This window comes from Paenarthrobacter sp. NPDC091711 (assembly GCF_044756605.1).
Taxonomy (GTDB): Bacteria; Actinomycetota; Actinomycetes; order Actinomycetales; family Micrococcaceae; genus Arthrobacter.
This window is the reverse complement of the sequence record NZ_JBIVTF010000001.1, coordinates 195,019-209,501: the sequence shown is the minus strand read 5'-3', so window position 1 is coordinate 209,501 and position 14,483 is coordinate 195,019. Positions and strand designations below refer to the sequence as shown.

The following is a 14,483-nucleotide window of genomic DNA, read 5'->3' as shown; positions in this document are numbered from 1 at the left end:
ACAAGCGCATTCTATTTAGCTGATGCATGCTACTTAGCTGCCGGCGCCGCATCGACGGCCCCTCCGTAGCGACGGTCGCGTTTTGCATAAATCTCGACGGCGTCCCAAAGGGTCCGCCTGTCCACGTCCGGCCACAACGTGTCCATGAAGACGAACTCCGCATATGCGGATTGCCACAGGAGGAAGTTGGACAACCTCTGCTCCCCCGAGCTCCGGAGAAAGAGATCCACATCGGGTAGGTCCGGCTCATCCAGGTACTTTTGAATCGTCTTCTCCGAGACCGAACCTGGCTTAATCCGGCCGGCGGCGACGTCGTGCGCGATGGCTGAGACGGCGTCGGCAATTTCCGCGCGGCCGCCGTAATTAACGCACATGGTCAACGTGCAGGTGTCATTGGCGCGGGTATATTCCTCGGCCTCTTCCAGCTCCTTGATCACCGATCCCCACAGGCGGGGGCGGCGGCCGGCCCAGCGGATCCGGACACCCCACTCATCCAATTGGTTGCGCTGGCGGCGTAGTACATCCTTGTTAAATCCCATCAGGAATCGAACTTCTTCAGGCGACCTGCGCCAGTTCTCGGTGGAGAACGCATAGACGCTGACGTACTTGATTCCCAGCTCGATAGCCCCGGCCATGACGTCCAGGAGGGCTGGCTCCCCCGCCTTGTGCCCCTCTATCCGCGGGAGGCCACGCTGATTGGCCCACCGCCCGTTGCCGTCCATGACTATCGCCACATGCTGCGGGATCAGCTCACTTGGAATGCTTGGCGGTACCGCCCCGGAAGGGTGTCCATAGGGGGCCACCACGGGAGTGGTCCTTGCCACGATTGACTTACTTTTCTTTCCAAGTACCACTGTCAGCTTCGCTCCACGTGTTTGAGTGATTTCAAGGCCCGTTCGAGGTGCCATTGAAGGTAGCTTGCCACCAAGCCCGCGGCCTCCCGCCTATGCCGCGGGTCTGAAGCATCGGCGACGCTCCATGTACCGGTCAGCAGGGCACCGAGAAGCACCACAGTCTCCGGCGCCGGCGCCGGCGAACCCGGGGGCCTGCAGTCGCTGCACACCATGCCGCCTACGGGAGCGGCAAATGCCGTGTGAGGACCGGGACGGCCACAACGTGCACAATCGGTGAAGCTTGGCGCCCAGCCACCGGTAGCCAAAGCCCGCAATAGATAAGAATCGAGAATGAGCTCCGGCGGATGGTCCGAACGGCTCAGCGCAGCCAGAGCCCCAACCAGCAGATTGTAGTGTGCGGTGCCTGACTCAGTATCGGCATCCGTGAGCTTCTCGGCAGTCTCGGTCATGGCTGCGGCCACAGTAAAGCGGCCATAATCGGCAGCGATGCTGCTTCCGTACGCGCCCTTCGCCACGGCCTGGGTCACGATGTCCAAGGTCCGGCCTTGAACAAGCTGCAGATCCGCCACCATAAACGGCTCCAGGCGGGCTCCGAAGCGGCTGCTGGTCCTCCGGACGCCCTTGGCAACGGCACGAACCTGCCCGTGGTGCTTGGTCAGCAACGTGATGATTCGATCCGCCTCACCCAACTTATGGGTGCGGAGAACTACGGCATCGTCCCGATAGGAGCGTGCTGCAAACGACGGATTGGCCACAACTAATCTTCGCACTATGCCGGGGTCCGGCAGTGTTCGCCGGACCGTGTGGTGACGGGAATTCCCGTCACCACACGACGGGTGCTTACGCCTGGGCGTCCCGAACAGCCCGGTTTACAGCCGAAATCAGGGCCTTCAGGGACGACGTGGTGGTGCTGGGATCAATACCCACACCCCACAAGACTCGCTCTCCAACGGCACATTCAACATATGCTGCCGCGCTTGCGCTGCCGCCTTCGGAGAGGGCATGCTCGCTGTAATCCAGCACCCGCACGTCAACGCCGTCATGGTGCAGTATGTCCAAGAGGGCCGCGATAGGACCATTGCCGTGGCCGGTCCGGCGGACTTCCACGCCGTCGATCCGCAGGTTTGCGTTCATGGTCATTGCACCGGACTCGTCCGTCTCAGTGCTCACGCTGCCCAATCCATAGCGACCCCACTGAGCTTGCTCCTCGTCAGAGGGCAGGTATTCGTCCTGGAAGATCTGCCACAGCTGGGCGCCACTTACTTCCCCGCCCACGGCGTCGGTACGGCGCTGGATGACTCCGGAGAACTCAATCTGGGCACGGCGGGGCAGATCCAGGTTGTGCTCGTTCTTCAGCAGGTAGGCAACGCCGCCCTTGCCGGACTGGGAGTTGACCCGGATCACGGCTTCGTAGCTGCGGCCCAGATCCTTGGGGTCGATGGGCAGGTACGGCACTTGCCAGGTGAAGTCGTCAACCGGCTTCCCGGCTGCAGCAGCGTCCTTCTCCAACGCCTCGAAGCCCTTCTTGATGGCATCCTGGTGTGAACCGGAAAAGGCGGTAAAGACGAGGTCGCCGCCGTAGGGTGAACGCTCCGGAACCGGCAACTGATTGCAGTACTCCACGGTGCGGCGGATTTCATCAATGTCGGAGAAATCAATCATGGGGTCCACACCCTGGACGAACATGTTCAAGCCCAGCGTTACCAAGTCCACGTTGCCCGTACGTTCGCCGTTGCCGAACAAGCAGCCTTCGATGCGATCGGCACCGGCCAGGTAACCGAGTTCAGCAGCAGCGACGCCGGTGCCGCGGTCATTGTGCGGGTGGAGGGAAATGATGATTCCCTCGCGAGGGTGCAGGTTTCGGTGCATCCACTCGATGGAGTCTGCGTAGACGTTGGGCGTTGCCATTTCGACAGTGGCCGGCAGGTTGATGATGACCTGTTTGTCAGCCGATGCCTCGAAGACGTCGGCAATGGCGTTGCACACGCGAGCCGCGTACTCAAGCTCGGTTCCGGTGAAGGACTCCGGCGAGTACTCATAGGTAATATGCGTGTCCGTCAGGGTCTCTTCATACTTCTTGCACAAACGAGCACCTTGCAGGGCAATGTCCAGAATGCCGTCCTCGTCCTGGTTAAACACCACACGACGCTGCAGTACCGAGGTGGAGTTATACAGGTGAACAATCGCCTGCTTGGCTCCAACCAGAGACTCGTAAGTGCGTTCGATCAAATGCTCACGTGCCTGCGTCAGAACCTGGATGCTGACATCATCCGGAATATGGCCACCCTCAATGAGTTGGCGAACAAAGTCGAAGTCGGTCTGCGACGCTGAAGGGAAACCAACTTCGATCTCCTTGTAGCCCATCTTGACGAGCAGCTGGAACATCTTCAGCTTGCGAGCCGGGCTCATGGGATCGATCAGCGCCTGGTTGCCATCCCGCAGGTCTACTGCGCACCAGCGCGGAGCCTTGGTGATGACTTTGTCGGGCCAAGTACGGTCCGGGACCTCGACGTTAATCAGGTCTTGGAACGGCAGGTAGCGGTGAATCGGCATACCGGAGGGCTTTTGTGCATTACGCATGACGTGTGGCCTTTTCTCTAAGAACTAAGTGAAAGCTTAGCCGGACACAACGGAACTCCGCGGCGAGGATGGCCCAGCTTCAGATAGCTTTCAGGCCTCGCCGCGGCAGCTAAGAAGAAGCATCGCCGTACGCACAAATTCACAGTAACACGATGCGTATGATGACAGTGCAACACCTCATGCAACGTCCACTATGCAGACGCCGCGACGGTGGCAACGCCGGCTGCAGTGTCCACACAAGGAGCCACAGTGCCACAATCGGGGATCTCTCTTTCGAATATCGATCACAGCGTCCGGCCCCAGGACGACCTTTATCAGCACGTCAACGGCGCGTGGCTCAACAGCACAACGATCCCCGACGACAGGCCGCTGGAAGGTACCTTCACCGCCTTGCGGGATGGCGCCGAATTGGCCGTCAAGGCGATCATCGAAGAAGCGGCCGCCAAGGGAGAGTCAGCCACCGGCGTCGAACAGAAAGTCGGCGGTCTCTACGCCAGCTTCATGGACGAAGAAGCAGCCGAAGCAAAAGGCATGGACCCCGTGCGAAGCCGCCTTGAAAAGGTTCAAGCGGTGGGCTCTGTGGAGGAACTGGCTGCCTTGATGGGACGTTTGTTCCGCTCAGACGTCTCCGGGCTCTTCTCCATCTACCCTGCTCCGGACGCCGGCAACCCCGAACGCATCCTCCTGTATATCGGGCAGGGAGGCCTGGGCCTGCCGGACGAGTCCTACTACCGCGAAGAAAAGTTCGCGGGCATCGTGTCTGCCTACGGCGATTACATTGCAAAGCTTTTCAATCTCGCGGGTATCGCGGACGCGCAAGCTTCCGCACAGCGCATCGTCGCACTGGAAACCGCCTTGGCGTCCCACCACTGGGACAACGTCACGCTGCGCGACCCCCAAAAGACCTACAACCTCAAGTCCGCAGATGAAGCAGTGGCAATCTTCCCCCTGCTCGACACGTGGTTCCAGGCAGCACGGGTAGACGCAGCAAAGCGGAGTGAAATAGTGGTGAGCACTCCGGACTTCTTTGCGGGCGCTGCGGCTTTGCTGGAATCCGAGTCACTGGAAGCCTGGAAGGAATGGCTGACACTCCGGGTTCTCAGCTCGGCCGCCCCGTACCTGTCATCAGGGTTCGTCTCCACGAACTTCGACTTCTACGGCACCACGCTCAGCGGTACGCCACAGAACAAGGAGCGGTGGAAGCGGGGGGTGGCAGTGGTCGAAGCAGCCCTCGGCGAGGCCGTGGGCCAGATCTATGTTGACCGGCACTTCCCTGCGGGACACAAGGCAAGGATGGAGACGCTGGTCTCAAACCTGATCGAAGCTTACCGGGAGAGTATTTCCTCCCTGGCGTGGATGGGCGAGGACACCAAAAAAGAGGCGCTCAAGAAGCTGGACGCATTCCGGCCAAAGATTGGCTTCCCGGAAAAGTGGATCGACTACTCCGCCGTCGAGATCGACCCCGCGGATCTCCTCGGAAACGTGGAGCGCGCCCATGACGCAGATGTTGACCGCCATCTGGACGAAATCGGTAAGCCGGTTGATCTGACAAAGTGGCTCATGACGCCTCAGACAGTCAATGCCTATTACCATCCCATGCTCAATGAGATCGTCTTCCCTGCGGCCATCCTTCAACCTCCGTTCTTCACCGCGGATGCTGATGATGCTGTGAATTATGGTGGCATCGGGGCGGTAATCGGCCACGAGATCGGCCATGGCTTCGACGACCAAGGATCCCAGTTCGATGGCAGCGGCGCGCTTCGCAACTGGTGGACAGAGGACGACCGGAAGGCCTTCGAGGAACTGACGGCGAAGTTGGTTGCCCAGTACGATGCTTTGTCGCCTTATGCGGCGCCGGACCATAAGGTCAATGGCAAGCTGACCCTGGGTGAAAACATCGGCGACCTCGGCGGCCTGACGATTGCCTACAAGGCCTACCTCCTCAGCCTGAACGGAGCCGAGCCGGAAGTTATTGACGGATTTACGGGATTCCAACGGTTCTTCATGTCGTGGGCTGCCGGCTGGCGCCAGGTGATCCGCGCCGAAGAAGCCATCCGAAGGCTGGCTACCGACCCCCACTCCCCCAACGAGTTCCGCACCAACGCCATTGCCCGCAACCTCGACGCGTTCCATGAGGCATTCGCCGTAAATGCTGGCGACGGCATGTGGATGGAACCAGGGGAACGCGTCAGCATCTGGTAGTTCCTGGAAACGCAAAGGCCGGGCCAGTGAGAACTGGCCCGGCCTTTAGCTTGCGCCTCAAGAGCTGAAGCTACGTTACTGGTCGATGTACAGGGGATTCACCTGTTGGCACACGGCGTCATTGGCTGTCTGGTTAACCACATCGGACGGTACTGAGGCTGCACCGTAGGTGGTTCCGGTTCCAAAGTCGGTACCGACATAAAGTTGCACGCCCGCTACGCCCGGTGCTTCTTGGACCTGCGCGGCAGGAATGCCGAACAGTGCAGCCACGTCCGCAGCCACGTCCGCAAACCCAGGCCCGTAGTAGAGCACCGTCTGGTCCACGGGGTTGGCCAAGTAGGACACTGCCTGCGCGAATCCGTTCCCGGTAATCACCGTCATGAGCTCCTGGGCCCTGGTGGCAACGCCGCTGCCGTTGGCAACAGCCACTGGTTGGATCGCTTTGTCATATGCCGGTGCCACAGCCGTGGGCTGCGGGGCCGGGCTTTCGCTGGGCGCGGGAGTAGACGTTGCACCCGGCGTTGTGAGGTCAAGGTCGGCACGAAGCGCGGCAAACAACTGTGAGGCCTGGGGCTCGATGAGTTCCAACCTGTTCGGGTCAACCGCGGCAGCTTGAGTGGGCACCGCGACGAAGGCCACCTTGGAAACGTCAATGTCCTTGAGTCGCCCACCGATGGTGAGCAGTGAGGGAACGGACGCCAGTCCCTCATCGACTGTCAGGTTCTGGGTAACCACATCTGCGATCTGCAACAGCCTCTGCGGATTGCCGAGTGTTCCCTCGTCCTTGAGCTTCCTCGTGAGGGAAGAAAGGAACGCTTGCTGACCCTTGATGCGCCCGAGGTCACCTCCATCGCCGAAAGCGTGCCTGGTCCTCAGGAACGCCAAAGCCTGCTCGCCTTCAACCAGGGAATCACCCTTGGCCAAGCGGAGCCGGGAATCCGGGTCAAACACAGGATCACTGACGCAGACATTGACTCCGCCCACAGCGTGGGAAAGCTCCTTGACTGCGTTGAAATCGGCCATCATAAAGTGGTCAATTTCCAAGCCGGTAAGTTTGTTGACCGTATCCACGGCACAACCGATTCCCGCCTCAGCCATGGCCTCGTTGATCATGACGCCACTGCGGGCGGGGAAAGTCTGGTTGTTGGTACGGTCAGTACACTGCGGTACATCCACCAATAGATCCCTGGGGAAACTCAAGACATTGACGCGTTTGTTATCCGCGGAGATGTCCAGCAGCATCATGACGTCGGAGTGGCCGTACCCGGTGGAGTCTTCAGTACTGCCGTACTCGGCGTTTTTCCCGTCGCGTGTATCGGAGCCGAGAATCAGGATCTGCAAGCGATCCGTCTTGTCATTGACCAAGGGGTCACCAGCATTGCGCGTTTCCGCGGCGCTCAACGGTGCCTTGGTGATGTTGGTCTGCAGCCGGATAAACCAAAAAGCAGCAAAGGCCACACCGGCGACCAGCGCTACGGAGACCACGCCAGTAACGATCTTCAACCACAGTGGCAGGCCTTTGGGCACCTTCATATGGCGAGGGGTACCGTCGGCATCCTCTCCATGGCGTGCCCCGGCGGGGCCAGCGGTGCCGGTGCCCTGCGGGCGGGCGTCACGACGTCGCACTATTTGGTTTACCTTTCATCAAACAGCTGGATCCCCGCAATCATAGTTGCCGATTCTGGGAAGTTCCTTATCGGGCCCGAAACCACGCCGGATCCAGTAGTGCCAATTAGAACCCGAGTTTGACCAACTGCTTGGGGTCGCGCTGCCAGTCTTTGGCGACTTTCACGTGGAGATCGAGGTAGATCCGCGTGCCGAGCAGCGTTTCAATGCCCTTACGGGCGTTGGTCCCTACCTCACGCAAGCGACTTCCCCCCTTGCCGATAATGATGGCCTTCTGCGAGGGCCGCTCGACGTAGAGATTTACTCGAACATCCAACAGGGGGTTGTCCTCGGTCCGGCCTTCACGAGGCACAATTTCCTCCACCACTACTGCAAGGGAGTGGGGAAGTTCGTCGCGCACGCCCTCGAGGGCCGCTTCGCGAATCAGCTCTGCGATCATGACGGCCTCGGGCTCGTCAGTCAGCTCGCCGTCAGGATAAAGCGGCGGCGACGACGGCATGTGGCTGATCAGAACATCTGCAACAGTGGAAACCTGGAAACCATCGGCGGCGGAAACAGGCACGATATCCGCCCAACCCTGCTCACCAAGAACGTCGCGTCCCAAAGCGGCCACCGCGAGGAGTTGCTCAGTCAACGCCTGACGGTCCACCAGGTCGGTTTTGGTCACCAATGCCACGATTGGCTTACGTCCGACGGCGGCCAGCTGGGCCGCGATGTATTTGTCGCCGGGGCCGATCTTCTCGTTCGCCGGCAGGCAGAAGCCAATGGCGTCCACTTCCGCCAAAGTATCGGCCACAAGTTCGTTGAGGCGCTTCCCCAGCAGCGTACGGGGCCGGTGGAGACCCGGGGTGTCCACAAGGATCAATTGGGCATCTTCGCGGTGGACAATGCCGCGGATGGTGTGCCGTGTTGTTTGCGGTTTTGCCGAGGTGATGGCCACCTTCTGCCCCACCAGGGCATTGGTCAGCGTTGACTTACCCGCATTGGGCCGGCCCACAAGCACCGAGAAGCCCGCGTGGAAGCCACCGAAATCTGCGTCGGCGTCGAATTTCTTATCTTGCTTGCTCACGTGGAACTCCCTGTTGCGTTGAGTCGGCGTCATCGAGTAGGTCTTCAAAGTCAGTGTCTTCCTTTGGCATGGCTGCCGCAATGATGTGGCTGACCCTGTTTCGGCGACCCTCCAGCCTATCGGCCCGGAGCGATATTCCGTTCACCTCAACAGCGCTGCCCACAATGGGAACCTGACCAAGGGCTTTGGCCAGCAGGCCACCCACTGTGTCGACTTCGTCGTCGTCAAGATCGATGTCGAAAAGTTCACCCAGGTCATCGATGCTCATGCGGGCACTGACGCGGTACGTGCCATCGCCAAGATCGACTGCCTCTTCGGCGGCGGCGTCGTATTCATCCACGATCTCACCAACGATCTCCTCGATCAGGTCTTCCAGCGTGACCAGCCCGGCGGTACCGCCATACTCGTCGATGACTATGGCCACGTGAGTGGACTCCTTCTGGAGTTCCCTGAGGAGATCGCTCACCGGCTTGGACTCCGGGACATAACGCACGTCGCGTGCCAGCGAGTCGACGTCGTGGGCTTGTAGTCCGGGTTCCCTCCGATGCATGGCGGCAGCCACGTCCTTGAGGTAGAGGATTCCGCGGATCTGATCGGTGTTCTCCCCGATCACCGGGATCCTGGAGTAGCCGGACCGGAGGAAAAGACCCATCGCCGTTTCGAGATTCGAGCCCGTACCGATACTGACAATGTCGGTGCGCGGAACCATGACGGAACGCACCAAAGTGTCACCGAAATCGAACACCGAATGAATGAGTTCTGCCTCGTTGTCTTCGATCATGTCCGACTCCGCGGCACGATCGACGAATTCGCGGAACTCTTCTTCGCTGACAAAAGCATCGTCACCGCTCGGGGCGCCAGGTGCCACTGCCTGCCCCAAAGCCACCAGCCAGCCGGGGATGGGCCCCAGTATCCAGCAAAGGAACCTGATAAGCGGTGCGGTGAAGCGAAAAACGGGGCCGGAATGCGCCCTGCCCAGCTGCCTGGGCGAAACGCCCACCAGGACGAAACCGATCACCGCCATGATGCCCGTGGCTGCAAGACCGGCGAGCCATACGCTGTCCAGCAAACTGTGCAGAACAACCGCGACGGCGACTGCTGCCGCCATTTCGAACCACACGCGCCAAAAACGCAGAGCGCGCATGTGCGCGATCGGGTTCTTGAGGATGCCCCCCAGCGCCTTGCCCTTGCTTCGCACAATGGACTGCTCGGCCTCATGCCGGGGCAGGAAGTTAAAAGCAGCCTCAGCTGCGGTCAGCAGTGCAACGAAGCTGAGGAAAACCAGCGCCATGCCGACCAGGATGATCGAGGTCACTGCATGGTCTCCATGGGGGCATCCTTGCCCAGGAATTCAGACAGCAGTTCCCGCTGCAAACCGAACATCTCTTCTTTTTCCTCCGGCTCGGCATGGTCGAAGCCAAGCAAATGGAGAATGCCATGGGTGGTCAGGAGCAGCATCTCGTCCTGCGTGGCGTGGCCGGCGTTGCGCGCCTGAACCTCGGCCACCTGCGGGCAGATGGCGATGTCCCCCAACATGCCTTGCGGTGTGGGCTTGTCCGGAGTGCCCGGCGTAAGTTCGTCCATGGGGACGGACAAGACGTCCGTTGCGCCGGGCTCGTCCATCAGCTCAATGTGCAGTTTCTCCATGGCCGGTTCATCGACGAGGAGAATCGACAGTTCCGCCTGGGGGTGGATGAATAAACGCTCAAAGATGAAGCGTGCCAACGTCACCAGTTGCGCTTCGTCCACCGCTACACCGGACTCGTTGTTTACTTCAATGCTCATTTACGTTCTCCACGGTTGTACTGTGCGCCGGCTTTGTTTGCGACATCGCTGCTGTGCGCGTCATCCCACTTGCTGTAGGCGGAGACGATGTCGGCAACCAACCGGTGGCGCACTACGTCGGCTGCTTCCAGGATGGAGAAGTTGACGTCGTCAATTCCCTTCAGGATTTCCCTGACAATCCGCAAGCCGGACGTCGACCCGGACGGCAGGTCGATCTGCGTGACGTCGCCGGTCACCACCATTTTTGAACCGAAACCCAGACGCGTGAGGAACATCTTCATCTGCTCCGGGGTGGTGTTCTGTGCTTCGTCAAGGATGATGAAGGCGTCGTTCAGAGTGCGTCCGCGCATGTAAGCCAAGGGAGCTACCTCGATAGTCCCTGCAGCCATCAGACGCGGGATGGACTCGGGGTCCATCATGTCGTGCAACGCATCATAGAGCGGGCGAAGATAGGGGTCGATCTTGTCGCTCAGCGTGCCGGGGAGGAAGCCCAGCCTCTCCCCCGCTTCCACGGCAGGCCGGGTCAGGATGATCCGGCTCACTTCCTTCGTCTGCAGGGCCTGCACTGCTTTGGCCATTGCCAGATACGTCTTGCCAGTACCCGCCGGACCTATTCCAAAAATCACAGTGTTGTCATCAATGGCGTCAACATAGTTCTTCTGGTTCAGGGTTTTGGGCCGTATGGTCTTACCCCTGCTGGAGAGGATGTTGTGCGTCAGGACATCGGCCGGATTCTGCACGGACTGGGCCCTCAGGAGGGACACGAGCTGCTGAAGGATGTCCGGAGTGACCACGGTCCCTTTCGACACAAGCCCACGGACTTCTTCCAAAAGGCGCATGACACGTGGAATAACGGTGGAAGGACCCGTCATGGAGAGCTCGTTGCCCCGGACATGGAAACTGACGTCCTGGAATTGCTCCTCGATGTACCGCAAGGCTTCGTCGTGGCTGCCCAACGAATGAACCATCTGGTCGGAGTTGTCGAACGTGACAACTTCCGTGCGCGTACCCGGTAGTGTGTGCGGGAACTCGGTGGGCGGCTGGTTGCCGTTTCCGGTCCTGAGACGCCCGTTCAAAGATTCACTCATAGTGCTGGCCTAAGGGCCTTTTCTCCTCCGGTTGGTCATATTAACGCCATCGATTCGACATTCGCGGCCACTAAAGCGCCTGTCCGGATGCCGGAATTTCTTCAATCCTACGCCAGCCCTGCGTCCGCGGAACTGAAAGCGTCGCCACCATCAGAGCCTCAGAGCCATGTCATACATTTTGTCTCAACTCGGCATCAAGCGGGTATCAATCATGTTTCAGTTGGAGCCGGTCCGCCCAATCCCGGCCGACCGGCGTCGGCGATGTGCCAAGCTGGCATAGCGGGTGGCATCGGCACCCTTGCGGTCCCGCCTCTGCGGCAGGGGCCGCCACGAAACACATGGTAAGGCAGGACACCCATTTCAGAGCCAGTAAGCATCGGAGATGGCGCGCGCAGACGGACCAAGTCCGTCATCGCCGTGCCTGCGATGCTTGCTGTCCTGCTTCTGACCGGTTGTATAGCCAACGGCGGCGGCACCCAAGCCACCACGAGTCCGCCACCGGTCACGCTTCAGGACGCCCCGGCCAGCCACGCACCGCTGGAAACCACGCAGGCCTCCACCAAGATCCCGGTCTACTGGATTGGACGCAGCAAGGAAGAGGTTTACCTCTACCGCGAGTTCAGGGACATCTCCAGCGACGGAAACCCCGTGACCACCGCGCTCCGGATCATGATGTCCGAAAAACCCTTGGACCACGACTTCTTCACGCCGTGGCAGGCCCCGGAGAGCTTGGCAACGTCCATCTCCGGCAAGAACGTCATCACCGTTGATATTTCGCGGGATGCCTTCAATTCGAACCTCGACGCCGGAATGGCGCAGCGCGCCGTCCAACAATTGGTCTACACAGCAACCGCGGCAGCCTCGTCCTCGGGACTCATCAACTCCGGCCAGCAAATCCAGGTTGTCATCCTGGTTGACGGACACACTGACTACATGGCCTTCGGGCAGGTAAAACTTGGCCAACCCATGGAACGGAACGCGTCTTTGGTGGCACCTCTGTGGATCATCGATCCGCAGGAGGAAACAACCCTGCCGGTGGGTGTGGTCAAGTTCAATGGCCGCAGCACCGACAGTTCAAGGCCCGTCAGCTGGCAGATCCTGCAAGAGAACAGCAAGGGCGAAAAGACCGGCCTGTTCACGGGACAAACCCAAGCAACCGGCGAGCCGGGTCAGTACGGAGTTTTCACCTTCACCGCCACGCTGAAGGCCGGAAAGTATGAGTTGCGGGTCTCACAAGTCGACGAAGCCGGGGCGACCATCGAGACGAGCACTGACACCCGCTTGTTCAATATCGGATAAGTCCGGGGTCGGATAAGTGCGGGGCTGACTACCAGCGGCCCAATACGTCACTGGCAAGAACGACGGCGGCAGGTCCCGCCGTCGACGACCTCAAAACGTGGTGACCCAGAAGCGCCGTTACGGCTCCTGCGTCGCTGAGCCGCGTTACCTCGCGTGGTGAGATTCCACCCTCGGGCCCAACGATCAAGAGGACCTCGCGAGGGGTCCCATCCTCTCCAGTCCGGACCGCAACTGACTCTTCAAGGACAGTCCGCAGGGGGTTCTTGGCGTCTTCATGCAGGATGATGGCCACATCAGCGGCCGCGACGGCCTTCGCCAAAGCGCCTGTGTCCACTATGGACCGCACCTCAGGAATCCAAGCACGCCTGGCCTGTTTGGCGGCCGCAGTGACCACCGACTGCCATTTCGCATGCGCTTTAGCGGCCCGATCGCCTTTCCAACGCACGATCGCCCGCTCGGACTGCCACGGAATGACGGCGTCTATTCCGAGCTCCGTGGCAGTCTCGATGGCAAGTTCATCCCGATCGCCCTTAGCAAGGGCCTGAACCAGCACCAGGCGGACCTCCGGCTGGTGCTCGAGGAATACCTCGGATGCCTCCACTGTGAGGGTGCCGGAACCGGCGTCAACCACAGTGCCAGTCAACCGCATGCCCGAACCGTCAGCGATATCCACGGGCTCCCCCACGGCCAATCGCTTGACGGTGACGGCATGCCGGGCCTCAGCACCTTCCAACACAAACGTGGCCCCGGGGATCAGCTGGTCAAGGCTTCCCGCCGGTGTAAAGAAAACCGGATTGCTCACCGCTACAGGTTACCGAGCTTGTCCCGAAGCTTCGCGAACATTCCGCCGCTTGCAACAAGCTTTCCCTCGGTAAACTGCTCACCGCGCAGCTTGGCGAGCTGCTGCAGGAGTTCCTCCTGGGCGGGGTCGAGCTTGGTTGGGGTCTCCACGTGCAAGTGCACCTTGAGGTCGCCGCGTCCATACCCCCGGAGGTGCGTAACACCCAAGCCGCGCAGGGTAATGATTTCTCCGGATTGGGTACCGGCCTTCACGTCCAGGTGCTGTGCGCCGTCGAAAGTGTCCAACTGCAGTTCCGTGCCCAGTGCCGCCGCGGTCATGGGCACGCTCAGCGTGGCGTGGAGGTCGTCACCTTCACGCATGAACATGGAGTCGTTGTTGACCCGGATCTCCACATAGAGATCGCCTGCGGGGCCGCCTGCGGGTCCTGCTTCACCCTGCCCGGACAGCTGGATGCGTGTACCAGTGGCAACGCCGGCGGGGACCTTGATGGTGAGGGAACGGCGGCTGCGGATGCGGCCCTGTCCATTGCACTCGTTGCAGGGGTCCTTGATGACCGTGCCGAAGCCTTCACAGGATCCGCAAGGGGCAGCGGTCATAACCTGGCCGAGGATGGAACGGACAGCGCGCTGGACCTGGCCGCTGCCACCGCAAATGTCGCAGCGTTCCGGGTGGGTGCCCGGGCGGCAGCAACTGCCATCGCAGGTGGGGCAGATCACGGCAGTGTCCACTTCGAGCTTCCTGTTGACGCCGAACACGGCGTCCTTCAAGTCGATGCGGACGCTGATCAGCGCGTCCTGGCCGCGACGGACACGGGAGGCTGGTCCACCGTGGCCGCCGCCTCCACCAAAGAAGGTGTCGAAGATGTCCTGGAACGCGAAACCCTGGCCGGCGTAACCTCCACCGAAACCGTTGTCCGTGCCGTTCTCATTGCCCGTGGCATCGTAAACGCGCCGCTTCTGGGGATCAGACAGCACCTCGTAGGCGTGCGTCACGGCCTTGAACTGTTCCGCGACATCTTCACCGGGGTTTACGTCAGGGTGCAGTTTCCGCGCCAACTTGCGGTACGCCTTTTTGATCTCTTCCCCGGTGGCTTCCGGCGAGACTCCCAAAACGTCATAGTGGCTGCTCAAAGTCGGTATCTCTTCCTTGTTGTACTGCGGATGTTTCCTCGGACCGGC

12 protein-coding genes are annotated in these 14,483 nt (G+C 60.5%); 2 read left to right on the top strand and 10 right to left on the bottom strand.

What is annotated here, in order from left to right; all coding sequences use genetic code 11:
- Window positions 1-29 precede the first annotated feature (29 nt).
- The 3 genes from ACIQH5_RS01000 to leuA all read right to left on the bottom strand — a co-directional run bounded on the left by ACIQH5_RS01000 (window position 30) and on the right by leuA (window position 3,434).
- Window positions 30-854 (bottom strand): isoprenyl transferase, encoded by an 825-nt coding sequence (locus tag ACIQH5_RS01000; protein ID WP_400400224.1) that lies wholly within the window; start codon window positions 852-854, stop codon window positions 30-32.
- 2 nt (window positions 855-856) lie between these two features.
- Complete coding sequence (recO, locus tag ACIQH5_RS00995; protein ID WP_024816784.1) at window positions 857-1,609, bottom strand: DNA repair protein RecO; 753 nt, start codon at window positions 1,607-1,609, stop codon at window positions 857-859.
- Between the two features lie 85 nt (window positions 1,610-1,694).
- Entirely contained in the window at window positions 1,695-3,434 is a 1,740-nt protein-coding gene (leuA, locus tag ACIQH5_RS00990; protein ID WP_062069585.1) for a 2-isopropylmalate synthase, read from the bottom strand.
- 249 nt (window positions 3,435-3,683) lie between these two features.
- Here leuA and ACIQH5_RS00985 point away from each other — a divergent pair, with 249 nt between their 5' ends.
- Window positions 3,684-5,636 (top strand): M13 family metallopeptidase, encoded by a 1,953-nt coding sequence (locus tag ACIQH5_RS00985; protein ID WP_400399482.1) that lies wholly within the window; start codon window positions 3,684-3,686, stop codon window positions 5,634-5,636.
- 75 nt (window positions 5,637-5,711) lie between these two features.
- Here the strand turns inward: ACIQH5_RS00985 and ACIQH5_RS00980 are convergent, their stop codons facing one another.
- The 5 genes from ACIQH5_RS00980 to ACIQH5_RS00960 form a co-directional block, all read right to left on the bottom strand.
- The gene (locus tag ACIQH5_RS00980; protein WP_400399480.1) at window positions 5,712-7,262 is read right to left on the bottom strand and encodes an LCP family protein; all 1,551 of its coding nucleotides are present in this window, start codon (window positions 7,260-7,262) and stop codon (window positions 5,712-5,714) included.
- Window positions 7,263-7,368: 106 nt separating this feature from the next.
- The gene (gene era / locus ACIQH5_RS00975) at window positions 7,369-8,331 is read right to left on the bottom strand and encodes a GTPase Era (RefSeq protein WP_062069579.1); all 963 of its coding nucleotides are present in this window, start codon (window positions 8,329-8,331) and stop codon (window positions 7,369-7,371) included.
- A complete protein-coding gene (locus ACIQH5_RS00970; RefSeq protein WP_400399478.1) occupies window positions 8,315-9,646 on the bottom strand; it encodes a hemolysin family protein in 1,332 nt (443 codons plus the stop codon). Before ACIQH5_RS00970 ends, era begins: the two co-directional genes overlap by 17 nt.
- Window positions 9,643-10,116 carry an rRNA maturation RNase YbeY gene (gene ybeY, locus ACIQH5_RS00965; RefSeq protein WP_024816790.1) on the bottom strand — a complete coding sequence of 158 codons (474 nt, stop codon included), beginning with the start codon at window positions 10,114-10,116 and terminating at the stop codon, window positions 9,643-9,645. Before ybeY ends, ACIQH5_RS00970 begins: the two co-directional genes overlap by 4 nt.
- Window positions 10,113-11,204: a PhoH family protein gene (locus ACIQH5_RS00960; protein ID WP_400399476.1), complete on the bottom strand. Its 1,092-nt coding sequence runs from the start codon at window positions 11,202-11,204 to the stop codon at window positions 10,113-10,115. The genes ybeY and ACIQH5_RS00960 overlap by 4 nt, the downstream gene beginning before the upstream one ends.
- Window positions 11,205-11,630: 426 nt before the next feature.
- Between ACIQH5_RS00960 and ACIQH5_RS00955 the strand changes: the two genes are divergently transcribed.
- Window positions 11,631-12,503, top strand: a complete 873-nt coding sequence (locus ACIQH5_RS00955; RefSeq protein ID WP_400399474.1) for a GerMN domain-containing protein — start codon at window positions 11,631-11,633, stop codon at window positions 12,501-12,503.
- 28 nt (window positions 12,504-12,531) lie between these two features.
- Here the strand turns inward: ACIQH5_RS00955 and ACIQH5_RS00950 are convergent, their stop codons facing one another.
- Together ACIQH5_RS00950 and dnaJ are read right to left on the bottom strand one after the other, a co-directional pair.
- Window positions 12,532-13,305 carry a 16S rRNA (uracil(1498)-N(3))-methyltransferase gene (locus tag ACIQH5_RS00950; RefSeq protein ID WP_400399472.1) on the bottom strand — a complete coding sequence of 258 codons (774 nt, stop codon included), beginning with the start codon at window positions 13,303-13,305 and terminating at the stop codon, window positions 12,532-12,534.
- 2 nt (window positions 13,306-13,307) lie between these two features.
- A complete protein-coding gene (gene dnaJ, locus ACIQH5_RS00945; protein WP_062069566.1) occupies window positions 13,308-14,435 on the bottom strand; it encodes a molecular chaperone DnaJ in 1,128 nt (375 codons plus the stop codon).
- Window positions 14,436-14,483 lie beyond the last annotated feature (48 nt).